Annotated in this window: 11 protein-coding genes; 3 read left to right on the top strand and 8 right to left on the bottom strand. The window is 72.0% G+C overall.

Features of this window, described 5'->3' with window-relative positions; translation table 11 throughout:
- Positions 1–2: 2 nt before the first annotated feature.
- The 3 genes from OG802_RS25655 to nsdA form a co-directional block, all read right to left on the bottom strand.
- Positions 3–341 carry a P-II family nitrogen regulator gene (locus OG802_RS25655; protein ID WP_329414046.1) on the bottom strand — a complete coding sequence of 113 codons (339 nt, stop codon included), beginning with the start codon at positions 339–341 and terminating at the stop codon, positions 3–5.
- Positions 338–1,681, bottom strand: coding sequence for an ammonium transporter (locus OG802_RS25650; RefSeq protein ID WP_329414044.1), 1,344 nt, complete (start codon positions 1,679–1,681; stop codon positions 338–340). Before OG802_RS25650 ends, OG802_RS25655 begins: the two co-directional genes overlap by 4 nt.
- A 328-nt stretch (positions 1,682–2,009) precedes the next feature.
- Positions 2,010–3,494 carry a transcriptional repressor NsdA gene (gene nsdA, locus OG802_RS25645; protein WP_329414040.1) on the bottom strand — a complete coding sequence of 495 codons (1,485 nt, stop codon included), beginning with the start codon at positions 3,492–3,494 and terminating at the stop codon, positions 2,010–2,012.
- A 468-nt stretch (positions 3,495–3,962) separates the two neighbouring features.
- On the opposite strand from nsdA, the gene OG802_RS25640 reads away from it, so the two are divergent.
- Positions 3,963–4,619, top strand: coding sequence for a bifunctional DNA primase/polymerase (locus OG802_RS25640; protein WP_329414037.1), 657 nt, complete (start codon positions 3,963–3,965; stop codon positions 4,617–4,619).
- A gap of 62 nt (positions 4,620–4,681) precedes the next feature.
- Complete coding sequence (locus OG802_RS25635; RefSeq protein WP_443055334.1) at positions 4,682–4,852, top strand: hypothetical protein; 171 nt, start codon at positions 4,682–4,684, stop codon at positions 4,850–4,852.
- A 231-nt stretch (positions 4,853–5,083) separates the two neighbouring features.
- Here the strand turns inward: OG802_RS25635 and ftsY are convergent, their stop codons facing one another.
- Complete coding sequence (ftsY, locus tag OG802_RS25630; RefSeq protein WP_329414034.1) at positions 5,084–6,289, bottom strand: signal recognition particle-docking protein FtsY; 1,206 nt, start codon at positions 6,287–6,289, stop codon at positions 5,084–5,086.
- Positions 6,290–6,564: 275 nt separating this feature from the next.
- Here ftsY and OG802_RS25625 point away from each other — a divergent pair, with 275 nt between their 5' ends.
- Positions 6,565–7,536, top strand: coding sequence for an LLM class flavin-dependent oxidoreductase (locus tag OG802_RS25625; RefSeq protein ID WP_329414031.1), 972 nt, complete (start codon positions 6,565–6,567; stop codon positions 7,534–7,536).
- Positions 7,537–7,650: 114 nt separating this feature from the next.
- Here OG802_RS25625 and OG802_RS25620 read toward each other — a convergent pair whose 3' ends face one another.
- The 4 genes from OG802_RS25620 to OG802_RS25605 form a co-directional block, all read right to left on the bottom strand.
- The gene (locus OG802_RS25620; RefSeq protein ID WP_329414028.1) at positions 7,651–9,069 is read right to left on the bottom strand and encodes a sugar porter family MFS transporter; all 1,419 of its coding nucleotides are present in this window, start codon (positions 9,067–9,069) and stop codon (positions 7,651–7,653) included.
- A 217-nt stretch (positions 9,070–9,286) separates the two neighbouring features.
- Positions 9,287–12,841, bottom strand: coding sequence for a chromosome segregation protein SMC (smc, locus tag OG802_RS25615; RefSeq protein ID WP_329414025.1), 3,555 nt, complete (start codon positions 12,839–12,841; stop codon positions 9,287–9,289).
- 255 nt (positions 12,842–13,096) lie between these two features.
- Entirely contained in the window at positions 13,097–13,300 is a 204-nt protein-coding gene (locus tag OG802_RS25610; RefSeq protein WP_020128723.1) for a hypothetical protein, read from the bottom strand.
- A gap of 380 nt (positions 13,301–13,680) precedes the next feature.
- Complete coding sequence (locus tag OG802_RS25605; RefSeq protein WP_329414022.1) at positions 13,681–13,962, bottom strand: acylphosphatase; 282 nt, start codon at positions 13,960–13,962, stop codon at positions 13,681–13,683.
- Positions 13,963–13,975 lie beyond the last annotated feature (13 nt).

The raw sequence follows: 13,975 nt of genomic DNA, 5'->3' as shown, positions 1-13,975 counted from the left end.
CGTCAGAGCGCGTCCGGGCCGCGCTCGCCGGTGCGGACCCGTACGGCCGTCTCGACCGGGAGGGACCAGACCTTGCCGTCACCGATCTTGCCGGTGCGGGCCGCCTTGACGACGACGTCGATCAGCTGTTCGGCGTCCTCGTCCTCGGCCAGCACCTCGATGCGGATCTTGGGCACCAGGTCGACGGTGTACTCCGCGCCCCGGTAGACCTCGGTGTGTCCCCGCTGACGACCGTAGCCGCTGGCCTCGGTGACCGTCAGGCCGTGCACGCCGAACGCCTGGAGGGCTTCCTTGATCTCGTCGAGCCGGTGGGGCTTGACGACGGCCGTGATGAGCTTCATGCGTCCACCTTCTTGTTCGCGCCGGCGACCGCTGTCGGCAGGGCGGTCGTGCGGGCGGCGCCACCGCCGGCCCCGCTGAAGTCGTATGCGGTCTCGGCGTGCTCCGCCTGGTCGATGCCGGCGATCTCGTCGTCCTCGGAGACCCGCATGCCGATGGTCTTGTCGAGGAGGAAGGCGAGGACCGCGGAGACCACCAGCGAGTAGGCGAGCACCGCGAAGACGCCGGCGCACTGCTTCCACAGCTGGTCGAAGGAGTGGTCGCCGTAGAAGACGCCGGTCGCGGTGGACTGGCCCTTGCCGGTGGCGAAGAAGCCGATCAGCAGGGATCCGGCGATGCCGCCGACCATGTGGACGCCGACGACGTCGAGGGAGTCGTCGTAGCCGAACTTGTACTTCAGGCCGACGGCCATGGCGCACAGCAGACCGGCGATGGCGCCGACGGCGATCGCACCGAGCGGGGAGACGGCGCCGCCCGAGGGGGTGATGGCGACCAGGCCGGCGACCGCGCCGGAGGCGGCGCCCAGCGTGGTGAACGCGCCGTGGCGGATCTTCTCGTAGACGAGCCAGGCCAGCATGGCGGCGGCGGTGGCGACCTGCGTGTTGACGAACATCAGCGCGCCGACGCCGTCGTCGTTGCCGAGCCACGAGCCGGCGTTGAAGCCGAACCAGCCGAACCACAGCAGACCGGCGCCGAGCATGACCAGCGGCAGGCTGTGCGGGCGCATCGGGTCCTTCTTGAACCCGACGCGCTTGCCGATGACGAGGATCACGCCGAGGGCCGCGGCGCCGGCGTTGATGTGGACCGCCGTGCCGCCGGCGAAGTCGATGACGCCCAGCTCGAAGGCCCAGCCGCCGGCGCCCCAGACCCAGTGCGCGACCGGGAAGTAGACGACGGTGGCCCACAGGGCGACGAAGAGCGCCCAGGCGGAGAACTTCACCCGGTCGGCGAGCGCACCGCTGATCAGGGCGGGCGTGATGATGGCGAACATCATCTGGAAGACCATGAAGACGAAGACCGGGATGGTGTAGCCGTCCCAGAGCTGCGTCAGGCCGATGTCGCTGAGGCCGACCCAGTGGGAGTTCCAGCCGATGAGGCTGCCGGAGTCGGTTCCGAAGGCGAGCGAGAAGCCGTACAGCACCCACAGGATGGTGACGATCCCCATGCTGATGAAGCTCATCATCAGCATGTTGAGCGTGCTCTTGACGCGGACCATGCCGCCGTAGAAGAAGGCGAGGCCCGGGGTCATGATCAGCACCAGGGCGGAACAGATGAGCATGAAGCCTGTGTTCGCGGAGGACAGCTTGGGTGCCTCCGCGGCAAGCGTGATGGCTGCTGCCATCGGCGTCTCCTCGTCGTAGGTACGGCCCCGTGCGGGCGAAGCCGGAGCGGGTTCGTGAGGGGCGGGCCGGTTATGCGCCATGAGATTCGCGCAGTGCCGTTTCGGTGGAAGCCCCTCGTTGTTTCGCCGCCGTGACGAAGACGCCTCCCGCGTTACGCCTCGATGAACTGCCCTGTGTCCGGCGAGTCGATCGTTATCGTGGCGCAACCTGCACGGCGGGAAGAGGAACCGGCCGCGGTCGGCCTTCCGATGACCTGGCACGGGGGAGCCGAGTCGGGCTGTTCGGGAGGGCCGGCCGCGGCCGGGGTACCGGGGTGCCGCGAGGCGTTCAGACCGCCTCGGCCGTCTCCGGGAGTTCGATGGTGAGCCGTTCGGTGAGGTCCACGACCTCGGACAGCTCCCCGAAATCGCGTACAGCGCTGTCGACGGTCTTGCGGATGCGCGTGTTGACCCGTTCGGAGCGCACCTTCTTCGCCTCTCTCATGGCCTGGGTGGCGAGGGCGGCGCTCTGTTCGGGCTCACGCTGGAGCAGATGGACGGTGGCCATGCCGATCAGGTTGAGCACGTACGACCGCTGGTGGTCGCGGTCGCCCGCGAACAGCTCGACGGCCCTGTGCATCAGGGGCTCGGCGAGCGAGGCGTACGCGGGGCTGCGTCCGGCGACGTAGGCGAGGTCGCGGAAGGAGTGGCTGTTCTCGCCGTACAGCTCGGCCTCGGAGAAGAAGCGGATCCAGTCCGGGTCCGGCTCGTCCCACTCGCCGGCCTCGGTGAAGGTGTCCTCGGCCATCCGCACGGCCCGCTTGCAGCGGCCGGGCTGCCCCATGTTGGCGTAGGCGCGGGCCTCCATCGCATACAGCATGGACTGGGTGCGCGGGCCGGCGCAGTCCCGGCTGCCGTACTGGGCGAGGTGGATGAGTTCCAGCGCGTCCTCGGGGCGGCCGAGGTGGATCATCTGGCGGCTCATGCTGGACAGCACGTAGCTGCCGAGCGGCCGGTCGCCCGCCTCCTTGGCGGCGTGCAGCGCGAGGACGAAGTACTTCTGCGCGGTCGGGTGCAGGCCCACGTCGTACGACATCCACCCGGCCAGCTCCGCCAGTTCGGCGGCGACCTTGAAGAGCTTCTTCGCGGTGGCCTCGGGCTGCGGTTCCTGGAGCAGGTCGGTCACCTCGTGGAGCTGACCGACGACCGCCTTGCGGCGCAGCCCGCCTCCGCACTGGGCGTCCCACTGCCGGAACATCACGGTGGTGGACTCCAGCAGCTCCAGTTCGGGCCGGGAGAGCCGGCCGCGGGCCCGGCTGGTCGGCATCGAGTCCGGTTCCGGGAGCGGGGCGGGCGGCGAGGGGACCAGCCAGCGCTGCATCGGCTCGATGAGGGACGGTCCCGCGCACAGGGCGAGCGAGGTGCCGAGGAAGCCGCGCCGGGCCAGCATCAGGTCGCTGCGTGAGAACTCGCTGAGCTGGGCGACCGTCTGCGGGGCCGTCCAGGGCAGGTCGACGCCGGTCGCGGAGGGCGCCTGGCGCGCGGCGCGCAGACCGAGGTCCTCGACGGAGACGACGCAGCCGAACCGCTCGGAGAACAGCTCGGAGAGGATCCTGGGGATGGGCTCGCGGGGGTTCTCGCCGTCCAGCCAGCGGCGCACCCGCGAGGTGTCCGTGGAGATGTGGTTGGCACCCAACTGGCGGGCCCGGCGGTTGACTTGGCGGGCCAGTTCGCCCTTCGACCAGCCGCTGCGCACGAACCACGAAGTGAGCAGCTCGTTCGGGCGCTTGTCCGCGCCCGCAGCGTTGGTTCCGCTTCCGCCGTTGCCGCTCACTGGAACGCCCCCATTCCTGAGACCACTTGTCACCGAGTGCGCCAAGCCCTATCAGAATGCCGGTAAATACGGCCCGCCGTACGGCACTTGTCACCCTTCGAACGGAAAGGCGACTTGCCTCCGGCATACCCACAAGCGCATGTGCCTCCATGACCCGCACACTCAAAGTAGTCCTACGATCACGCTCCCAGCCACGGGGATCCCGGAATCGCCACCATTCGCCACCCCTTCGAATGAACTCTCGGCGGCCCGCACGCGATTCACTTGACATAGGACGGGCGGGAGTGAGCGGAGCGGTGCACTCAGGGGCGCGCGAAGCCGGGCACGCCACCGAGGGCGCTTCCGGGCGCTGCCTGGAACGCGCGGCCCGCGGGAAGCGACAACACAGAGCGTCACGGAACGGGACCGCTGCGTAACCATCGGTGCGGCGGGCCGTTGGAGGGGGCAGTCGGACCCGTTGGAGGGGGCATGGGCTTCACGATCGGCGGCATTCGCGAGATCCGATCCGGGGCGCGCAGGCGGGGCCGCGCGTCCGAGTGCACCGCCGTCGCCGAGTTCACCGGGCTGTGGGGCTGGGACGCGGTGCCGGGCGCGCGGGCCTCGGCGGGCGTCTGCTCGTGCGGCCGCCCCGACTGCCGCGCACCGGGCGCGCACCCTCTGGAGTTCGCCCCGCGGGTTCCCGCCGGGGCCACCCTCGACGACGTGACGAGGACCTGGTCGGAGTTCCCGGGCGCGGCGATCATGCTGCCCGTCGGGCGCGCGTTCGACGTGATCGACGTCGCCGAGGCGGCCGGGCGGCGCGCCCTGGTCCGCCTGGAACGCATGGGGCTGCCGCTCGGTCCGGTCGTCGCCGCCCCGCAGGGCCGCACCCAGTTCTTCGTCGCGCCGGGCGCCGCCGCCGAACTGCCCGGTCTGCTCTACCGCATGGGCTGGGACGATCCCACCGCCCTCGACCTGCGCGGTCTCGGCCCCGGCACGCACGTCACGGCCCCGCCCTCCGACCGCGGCGGCCTCGGCCCGGCGCGCTGGCTGCGCCCGCCCGCGCTGGACTCGGCCACCCGCCCGCCGGAGGCGCGGCTGCTGCTGGGCACCCTGGCCTACCTGGCCCACCGCGCCCGCGCCTGAGCCGGGGCGCCCGGCCTCACCCGCCGGCACTCCGCACGCCCCGCGCACGACACGCACGACGCGTGCGAGACCCGCGCGGGCGTACGGCACGGGCGGCGCGGGCGCCGGACCGCGGCGGCCTCGGCCCGGCGCGCTGGCTGCGCCCGCCCGCGCTGGACTCGGCCACCCGCCCGCCGGAGGCGCGGCTGCTGCTGGGCACCCTGGCCTACCTGGCCCACCGCGCCCGCGCCTGAGCCGGGGCGCCCGGCCTCACCCGCCGGCACTCCGCACGCCCCGCGCACGACGCGCACGACGCGTGCGAGACCCGCGCGGGCGTACGGCACGGGCGGCGCGGGCGGCCCGTGCAACGGCGCACACAGCGAAGCGCCCGCTCCCACTGCACCTGGGGGCGGGCGCTTCTCGCCGCCGGCGGCCGGGCCCCCGAAGCCATGCGGCTTGCGGGCCGGGGCCGTTCCTCGGGTCGCTCAGTCGCCGATGAGGGCGTCGACGAACGCCTCCGGCTCGAAGGGCGCCAGGTCGTCCGCGCCCTCGCCGAGCCCCACCAGCTTGACCGGGACGCCCAGCTCGCGCTGGACCGCGACCACGATGCCGCCCTTGGCCGTGCCGTCCAGCTTGGTCAGCACGATGCCGGTGATGTCCACGACCTCGGCGAAGACCCGGGCCTGGACGAGTCCGTTCTGCCCGGTGGTGGCGTCGAGGACGAGCAGCACCTCGTCCAGCGGGGCGTGCTTCTCGACGACCCGCTTGACCTTGCCGAGCTCGTCCATGAGGCCGGTCTTGGTGTGCAGCCGGCCGGCGGTGTCGATGAGGACGACGTCGACCCCCATCTCCTTGCCCTCCTTCACCGCGTCGAACGCGACGGAGGCGGGGTCGCCGGCCTCGGGCCCGCGCACGGTGTGGGCGCCGACGCGCTCGCCCCAGGTCTGGAGCTGGTCGGCGGCGGCGGCGCGGAAGGTGTCGGCCGCGCCCAGCACCACGGTGCGCCCGTCGGCGACGAGCACGCGCGCGAGCTTGCCGGTGGTGGTGGTCTTGCCGGTGCCGTTGACCCCGACGACCATCACGATGCCCGGCTTGCGGTCCGCGGGCTCGGTCTTCACCGTGCGGTCGAAGTCCGTGCCGACCAGCTTGAGGAGTTCGTCGCGCAGCAGGGCGCGCAGTTCCTCCGGGGTGCGGGTGCCGAGCACCCGCACGCGCTCGCGCAGCCGCTCGACCAGTTCCTGGGTGGGCTGCACGCCGACGTCGGCGGTGAGCAGGGTGTCCTCGATCTCCTCCCAGGTGTCCTCGTCGAGGTGCTCGCGCGACAGCAGCGTGAGCAGCCCCTTGCCGAGGGCGTTCTGCGAACGGGAGAGCCGGGCGCGCAGGCGGACCAGACGGCCCTCCGTCGGCTCCGGGATCTCGAGCTCGGGGACCTCGGGAGCGGGCGGCTCCTCGACGGCGGTGCCGGTCGCGCCGCCGCCGGGGAGGTCCACTTCCTCGATCGTGCGGCGCGGTTCGTCGCGCGGCGTCTCGGCCTCGTCGCCGACGTGCGGCTCGGTCGGCGGGGCGGTGATGTCGGGCGTGGTGGGGGGCGGCGGGGGCAGCGACTTCTGCCGTCGACTGCCGACGACGAGCCCGCCGAGCACCGCTAGCACGACCACGGCGATGACTACAGCAAGGATGACGGTTTCCATAACGCACCCAGTATGCGCGACCCCTCCGCGCCGGGACGGACGGCTCCACGCCGGGACCTCCGACCCACCGAACGCTCCCGCGGGCCCGGGGGCCGGCGGCCCCGTTGCCGGGCCACCGAAAACATGACGGGGGCCGCCACGCTGCACGCGCGTCCGCTGCCGTGGGCCGGCGGTCGTGGGCGGTGCGGATGTCACGGTCACGGCGGGGGTTCGCGGGGATGGATATCTGACGTTGCGTCAGTTACCGTCCCTCGCATCCGCCGAAGGGGGTCGCCATGCCCGTCACCGTGGTCCGGTTCAACCTCGTCGCGCCGGGCGCGACCCGCGCCGAGCTGGGCGCCCGTTACCGGGCCGCGCTGGAGATGGCCGCGTACGCGGACGGGCACGGGGTCACGACCGTGCAGACCGAGGAGCACCACGGCGTCGAGAACAACTGGCTGCCGTCCCCGTTCACGTTCGCGGGCGCGGTGCTGGGGGCGACCCGGCGGCTGGCGGTGACCGTCTCCGCCGTCATCGGCCCGCTGCACGACCCGCTGCGGCTCGCCGAGGACATCGCGGTGCTCGACCTGCTGAGCGGGGGCCGGCTGGTCACGGTGGCCGGGATCGGCTACCGGCCCGAGGAATACGCGCGCGCGGGCGTCGAGTGGAAGCGCCGGGGCCGGCTCCAGGACGAGTTGCTGGAGACCGTGCTGCGGGCGTGGACCGGCGAGGAGTTCGAGTACCGCGGCCGCACCGTACGGGTCACCCCGCGCCCGGGGACCGCGCCGCACCCCCTGCTGCTGGTCGGCGGCTCCTCGCGGGCCGCCGCCCGCCGGGCCGCCCGGCTGGGTCTGCCCTTCTTCCCCAGCGCGCATCTTCCGGAGCTGGAGGCGTACTACAAGGAGCGGCTGGTGGAGTACGGGACGGAGGGCTGGACGATGATGCCCGCCGCCGAGACCCCGCTGCTGCACGTGGCCGAGGACCCCGACCGGGCCTGGGCGCACTACGGCGGGCATTTCCTGCACGAGGCCAGGACGTACGCCTCGTGGCAGTCCGGGGAGATCCGCTCGGCGGTGCGCTCGGGCGCGCTCACGGTCGACGAGCTGCGCGACGAGGGCGTGTACCGGATCCTCACGCCGGACGAGTGCGTGGCGCAGGGGCTCGACAACCTCGTCCTGCATCCGCTGGCGGGCGGGATGCCGGTGGAGGAGGCCTGGCGGAGCCTGCGGCTGTTCTGCGAACGCGTGCTGCCCCGGCTCGGGCAGTGAGCCGGGGCGGCACGCGTCACGGGTGTCGAGGAGCGGGCGGCGGGGACTCGGCCCGGCTCCTCGAGTTCGGGGGGATCGCGGGCCCCGTCACGGGACCCGGCCTGGATCCGTGGTTCAGCCCATCTCCTCCAGTGCCTTGCCCTTCGTCTCCTTGACGTACTTGAGGACGAACGGGATGGAGAGCGCGGCGAAGACGGTGTAGATCACGTAGGTCCCGGACAGGTTCCAGTCGGCCAGCGACGGGAAGCTCGCGGTGATGGCCCAGTTGGCGATCCACTGCGCGGAGGCGGCGACGCCGAGGGCGGCGGCGCGGATCCGGTTGGGGAACATCTCGCCGAGGAAGACCCAGACGACCACGCCCCACGACAGGGCGAAGAAGAGGACGAACACGTGGGCGGCGATCAGGGCGATCCAGCCCTGGGTGGCCGGGAGCTTGCCGTCGACGAGGTCGAAGGAGAACGCCCAGGCCTCCAGCGCGAGGCCGACGACCATGCCGACCGAGCCGATGAGGGCGAGCGGCCTGCGGCCGACCCGGTCCACGAAGATCATGGCGATGACGGTGCCGATGATGTTGATGATCGACGTCGTGAAGGAGTAGAAGAAGGACTCCGTCGGGTCGACGCCGACCGACTGCCACAGCGTCGAGGAGTAGTAGAAGGCGACGTTGATGCCGACGAACTGCTGGAAGACCGACAGGCCGATGCCGACCCAGACGATCGGCTTGAAGAAGAAGGAGCCGCCGAGCAGGTCCTTGAAGGTGGACTTGTGCTCGCTCTTCATCGCGTGCTCGATCTCGGCGACGCGGGCGTCCAGGTCGATCTTGTCGCCCTCGACCTCTTCCAGGATGTCGCGGGCCCGCTCACGCCTGCCGACGGAGATCAGGAAGCGCGGGGACTCGGGGATGGCGAAGGAGAGCAGTCCGTACAGGACGGCCGGGACGACCATCACGCCGAGCATGACCTGCCAGGCCTCCAGGCCCATGAGCTTGCCGCGCTGGTCGCCGCCGGCGGCGTTGAGCAGACCCCAGTTGACCAGCTGCGAGATCGCGATGCCGATGACGATGGCGGCCTGCTGGAAGGAGCCGAGCCGGCCGCGGTAGGCGGGCGGGGCGACCTCGGCGATGTAGGCGGGGCCGATCACGGAGGCCATGCCGATGGCGAAGCCGCCGACGACCCGCCACAGGGCGAAGTCCCACAGCGCGAAGGGCAGGGCCGAGCCGACGGCGCTGACCGTGAACAGGACGGCGGCGATCTGCATGACCCGGATGCGGCCGATGCGGTCCGCCATGCGGCCGGCGGTCGCCGCGCCGATGGCACAGCCGATCAGGGCGATGGCGATGACCTGCGCGAGGGCTGCGGAGCCCACGTCGTAGCGGTCGCGGATGGCCTCGACGGCGCCGTTGATCACGGAGCTGTCGTAGCCGAAGAGGAAGCCGCCCATCGCGGCCGCCGCGGCGATGAAGATGACATGCCCGAGATGATCGGGGTGAGCCGTCGCGGCTCCTGACTTGGGTGCCTGCGCTGTGCTGGTCACGTGAACTCCTCGGGCACCGGCAACGCCGCCGGCGTGGTCAGCCCTCCAGGTAGGTGGCACCTGAAGGTAAATCCAACGTTCCTGACCTTATGCCTTCAAGTTTCAAAATCAAACGTGGTGAGTTGTGAGAACCCAGACAAGATCGAGGGCAGATGTGTTCACTTCTTGAAGACAGCGCGCATCGCGGCGTGCGCCCTGGGACCGGGCGGCCCGGTCGTCAGCGCAGCCGCTGACTGATCACCTTGGACACGCCGTCGCCCTGCATGGACACGCCGTAGAGCGCGTCGGCGACCTCCATCGTGCGCTTCTGGTGGGTGATGACGATCAGCTGCGAGGCCTCCTGCAACTCCTGCATGATCCGGATCAGCCGCTGGAGGTTGGTGTCGTCGAGAGCCGCCTCGACCTCGTCCATGACGTAGAACGGGCTCGGACGGGCCTTGAAGATCGACACCAGCATCGCGACGGCGGTCAGCGAACGCTCGCCGCCCGAGAGCAGGCTCAGCCGCTTGACCCTCTTGCCGGGAGGCCGCGCCTCGACGTCGACGCCCGTGGTGAGCATGTTGTCGGGGTCGGTCAGGACCAGCCGTCCCTCGCCGCCCGGGAACAGCCGGCCGAACACGCCCTCGAACTCGCGGGCGGTGTCCCGGAACGCCTCGGTGAAGACCTGCTCCACCCGCTCGTCGACCTCCCTGACCACCTGAAGCAGGTCGGTGCGGGTCTTCTTGAGGTCCTCCAGCTGCTCGCTGAGGAACTGGTGGCGCTCCTCCAGCGCGGAGAACTCCTCCAGGGCCAGCGGGTTGACCTTGCCGAGCTGCTGGTAGGCGCGCTCGGCGGCCCTGAGCCGCTTCTCCTGCTCCGCCCGGACGAACGCCCTCGGCCGGTTGCGCGGGTGCTCGGGATCCTCCGGCAGCTCCTCGCCCTCGGCGGGGGGCGAGGGCGGCACCGGCAGCTGCGGACCGTACTCCGACACGAGTCCCGCCGGTTCGACACCGAACTCCTCCAGAGCCTTGGTCTCCAGCTGCTCGATCCGCAGCCGCTTCTCCGCTCCGAGTACCTCGCCCCGGTGAACCGAATCCGTCAACTTGTCGAGTTCCGCCTTCAGATCACGCCCCGCGGTGCGGGCGGCGGCCAGCTCCTGCTCCCGGCGCGCCTTCGCGGCGTCGGCCGCGACGCGCTCCTCCTGCGCCCGCCCGAGGGACACCTCGACATGGGCGAGCAGCTGACGGGCACCGGAGGCCACGGCCTGCGCGACGGCGGCCTCGTGCCGCAGCCGCGCCCGCCGCTGCTCGGCACGCGCGCGTGCCTCGCGTTCGGTGCGCGCGGCCCGGTCCAGGGAATCGGCCCGCCCGGCCAGCCCCTTGACCCGCTCCTCGTGGGTGCGCACCTGCAACCGTGCCTCCATCTCGGTCTGCCGGGCGTTCGCCCCGTCCGCGGCGAGCCGGTCGCGCACCGAGGTGTCGGGCTCCTCCTCGACCGGCATCTCCTCGGCCACGGCCAGCCGTTCGGCCAGCTCCTCGGCCTCCTCGACGGCGCGGTCCAGCGCGTCCTGCGCCCGCGCCGCGGCCGCCGCGGACCGCTCCGCCTCGCCCGCAGCGCCCCGCGCCTGGCCCGCGAGCCGCCCGAGCTGCTGCGCCACGGCCGACTTCTCCCGGTCGGCGGCCCGCCGCCGCTCCCCCAGCTCCTCGACGAGAGCGGCACACCGCGCGCGCCGCTCCCCGGCCGCGCTCTGCGCCCGCGCCAAGTGCTCGCACCGCACCGCCAGTTCCTCCAGCTCGGCGTCGGCCTCGTCGACCGACGCCTGCACCTCCAGCAGACTGGGCGCCCCGGCCGACCCGCCGTGCGCGAAGTGCGCCCCCAGCAGATCGCCCTCGGCGGTGACGGCGACGAGGTCGGGACGGCCGTAGACGAGGTCCTCGGCGTCCTCCAGGGTGCCGACGACGACGATCCCGCGCAGCAGCCGGCGCACGGCGGGCATCAGCTCGGCGGGGCCCCGCACGAGGTCGGCGGCCCAGGGCGGACCGTCGCCGCGCCGTTCCCCGGGCGGCTCGTCGGCGGCGCCGCTCAGCAGCAGCGCGGCCCGGCCGGCGTCCTGCTTGCGCAGCAGGCGGATCGCGTCGGCCGCCGACGCCGGCGTCGCCACGGCCACCGCGTCCGCGGCCGCCCCGAAGGCGGCCGCGAGGGCGACCTCGTGTCCCGGGGTCACCGTGAGGAGTTCGGCGGCGGGACCGAGCAGGCCGCTCAGCCGGTCCCGCGCGCCCAGCAGCACGCCGGTGCCGTCCTTGCGGCGCAGTCCGAGCGCGAGGGCGTCGCGGCGGGCCCGGGTCGCGGCGCGGCTGCGCTCGGCGGCCGTGGTCGCCTCACGGGCCTCGGCGAGGGCGGCCTCCGCCTCGGCGAGCCGCACCCTGGCCGTCTCGTGCCGCTCCCCCAGTTCGTGGTCGTCGGCGTCGAGGCCGTCGACCTCGGCCTTCAGCGTCTCGTACTCCTCCTGCGCGGCGGCGGCGCGCTCCTGTGCCTCGTCGCGGGCGGCGGCCAGCCGGTCGATCTCGGCCTGGGCGGACGCGGCGCGCGAGCGGGCGGCGTTGACCTGCCCGTTCAGACGGGCCAGCCCCTCGCGCCGGTCGGCGATCGCGCGGGCCACGTCCTTTAGCCGGCGTTCCTCCCCGGCGAGTTCACGCTCCAGGTCGGCGCGGTGGGCGACGGTGTCGTCCAGGGCGTGCCGGGCGGCTTCGAGGGCGGCCTCCAGCTCGGCCTCCTGCTCGCGGACGCGGGCGGCCTCGCGTTCCATGTCCTCGGGGTCGCGGCCGCGCCGCTCCTCGGGGGGCGCCGAGGTGGCGCTCTTGACCCGCGCGTCGGCGAGCGAGATCGTGCCGCGGACGCGCTCGGCGAGCTGGGACAGCTCGTACCAGGTCTGCTGGGCGCGGTGCAGCCGGGGCGTGAGGCGGCGGACCTCGTCCTCCAGGAGGGACTCGCGTTGCAGCGCCTTGCGCAGCTCCTGCTCGGCGGCGTCCTTGCGCTCCTTGAGGGCGGCCTCGTCGGCGATCTCGCCGCGCAGGGCCTCGCGCAGTGTGACGAGGTCGTCGGCGAGGAGGCGCAGCCGGGCGTCGCGCAGGTCGGCCTGGATGACGGCGGCCCGGCGGGCGACGGCCGCCTGGCGGCCGAGGGGCTTGAGCTGGCGCCGCAGTTCGTCGGTGAGGTCCTGCACGCGCGCGAGGTTGGCCTGCATCGCGTCCAGCTTGCGCAGCGCCTTCTCCTTGCGCTTGCGGTGCTTGAGGACGCCCGCGGCCTCCTCGATGAAGGCGCGGCGGCCCATCGGATCGGCGTGCAGGACGGAGTCGAGCTGGCCCTGGCCGACGATGACGTGCATCTCGCGGCCGATGCCGGAGTCGGACAGCAGGTCCTGGATGTCGAGCAGGCGGCAGGTGTCGCCGTTGATCTGGTACTCGCTGCCGCCGTTGCGGAACATGATCCGCGTGATGGTGACCTCGGCGTACTCGATGGGCAGCGCCCCGTCGGAGTTGTCGATGGTCAGCGACACCTCGGCGCGGCCCAGCGGGGGGCGGCCGGTGGTGCCGGCGAAGATGACGTCCTCCATCTTGCCGCCGCGCAGGGACTTGGCGCCCTGTTCCCCCATGACCCAGCTGAGCGCGTCGACCACATTGGACTTGCCCGAGCCGTTCGGACCCACGACGCAGGTGATGCCCGGTTCGAACCGGAGGGTGGTCGCCGAGGCGAACGACTTGAATCCCCGGAGGGTCAGGGCCTTGAGGTGCACGGCGCTGGACTCTACCTTCCGGGCCTGTCTCACTCCATGAACGCGCGGTTTCACCGGTGAACACGCAGGGCACACCAGACGTCAAGAGAGTGAAAGGGTGCGTGGGGGAAGCGTCGGCGGGGGCCACGGGAGCGGCGGGAAAGAAAGAAGGGACGCCGAGGAGGCGTCCCTTGCAAACTCTGACAACTTAGCGGTCCGACGCGGTTGGTGTGTGCCGCCCGACCACTGCGATGCCGTTGTGCAGCCGTGCAGCGATCAGGTGAGCGCAGGCTCCGCCTGGCGTGCGTCGATGCTCTCCAGAAGCGATTCGTGAGAAGCGGCAGCCGTCAGCGCGTCGTTCTCGGCCTGGATCCGTCCGAGCTCGGATTCCAGATCCTGTACACGCTGCTGGAGCCGTCGCATCTCGGCGAGGAGTCGCGGGTCGGAGCCGCCGACGTAACCGAGAAGCGCCTTTGCCATGATGGATGGTCCTCCACAATGAGTGACCGACCGAAGCGGTGTGGGTCGTGAGGGATTCGCACCCGCGATGCCTGGCGGGATCTTGTTCTTGCTGCCGTTGATCCATGCCGGACAGCGAAGGTGCGCGGGGTGCTTTCAGCGTCTCACCAAAAAGTTTGACGGTCAACACGATCACGCCCCGTATTGGCGGGCGACCCGGTGGCATGCGGCCGTTCACGGCGGCGCTGCGGCTCCTGCGGGGCCCTGGAGGCGTGGCGATCATCCTTGCGTGCGGAGCCTGCCACTGCAAGCGATTCTTGGCAACCACCTGCGCTTTCCTCTTCCGGCAGCTGCCGGTGGCACATCCGCCCGTTTCCGGGGCGCCGGCCCGCCTCCCCCGATCAGCGGATGGCGAAGCCGTCGTAGCCCCCGCGCGGTGTGTCCCATATCTCTGTGACGCCGTCCACGCGTCCGGGCGTGTCGTCGCCGAGGAGCCAGTCGAGCAGTTGCTCGCAGCCCTTCCGCGCGCCCTCGGCGACGACCTGGACCCGGCCGTCGGCCAAATTGAGAGCAAAACCACTCAGGCCGCCGATCTCCAGAGCCTTGGCCCGCGTGAACCAGCGGAATCCCACGCCCTGGACGTTTCCGCGCACCCAGGCGACCAGCCGTACATCCTCGCTCATGGGTGCAACCTAA

The sequence above is a fragment of the Streptomyces sp. NBC_00704 genome (assembly GCF_036226605.1).
Classification (GTDB): Bacteria; Actinomycetota; Actinomycetes; order Streptomycetales; family Streptomycetaceae; genus Streptomyces.
Note: the sequence above shows the minus strand (reverse complement) of the source record. Positions and strands in the feature narration are given on the sequence as shown.

Excerpts from the sequence above, each read along its gene's own strand:
- OG802_RS25650 (WP_329414044.1), bottom strand. The coding sequence starts at position 1,681 with ATGGCAGCAGCCATCACGCTTGCCGCGGAGGCACCCAAGCTGTCCTCC.
- OG802_RS25625 (WP_329414031.1), top strand. The coding sequence starts at position 6,565 with ATGCCCGTCACCGTGGTCCGGTTCAACCTCGTCGCGCCGGGCGCGACC.
- OG802_RS25610 (WP_020128723.1), bottom strand. The coding sequence starts at position 13,300 with ATGGCAAAGGCGCTTCTCGGTTACGTCGGCGGCTCCGACCCGCGACTC.
- ftsY (WP_329414034.1), bottom strand. The coding sequence starts at position 6,289 with ATGGAAACCGTCATCCTTGCTGTAGTCATCGCCGTGGTCGTGCTAGCG.
- OG802_RS25605 (WP_329414022.1), bottom strand. The coding sequence starts at position 13,962 with ATGAGCGAGGATGTACGGCTGGTCGCCTGGGTGCGCGGAAACGTCCAG.
- OG802_RS25640 (WP_329414037.1), top strand. The coding sequence starts at position 3,963 with ATGGGCTTCACGATCGGCGGCATTCGCGAGATCCGATCCGGGGCGCGC.
- OG802_RS25655 (WP_329414046.1), bottom strand. The coding sequence starts at position 341 with ATGAAGCTCATCACGGCCGTCGTCAAGCCCCACCGGCTCGACGAGATC.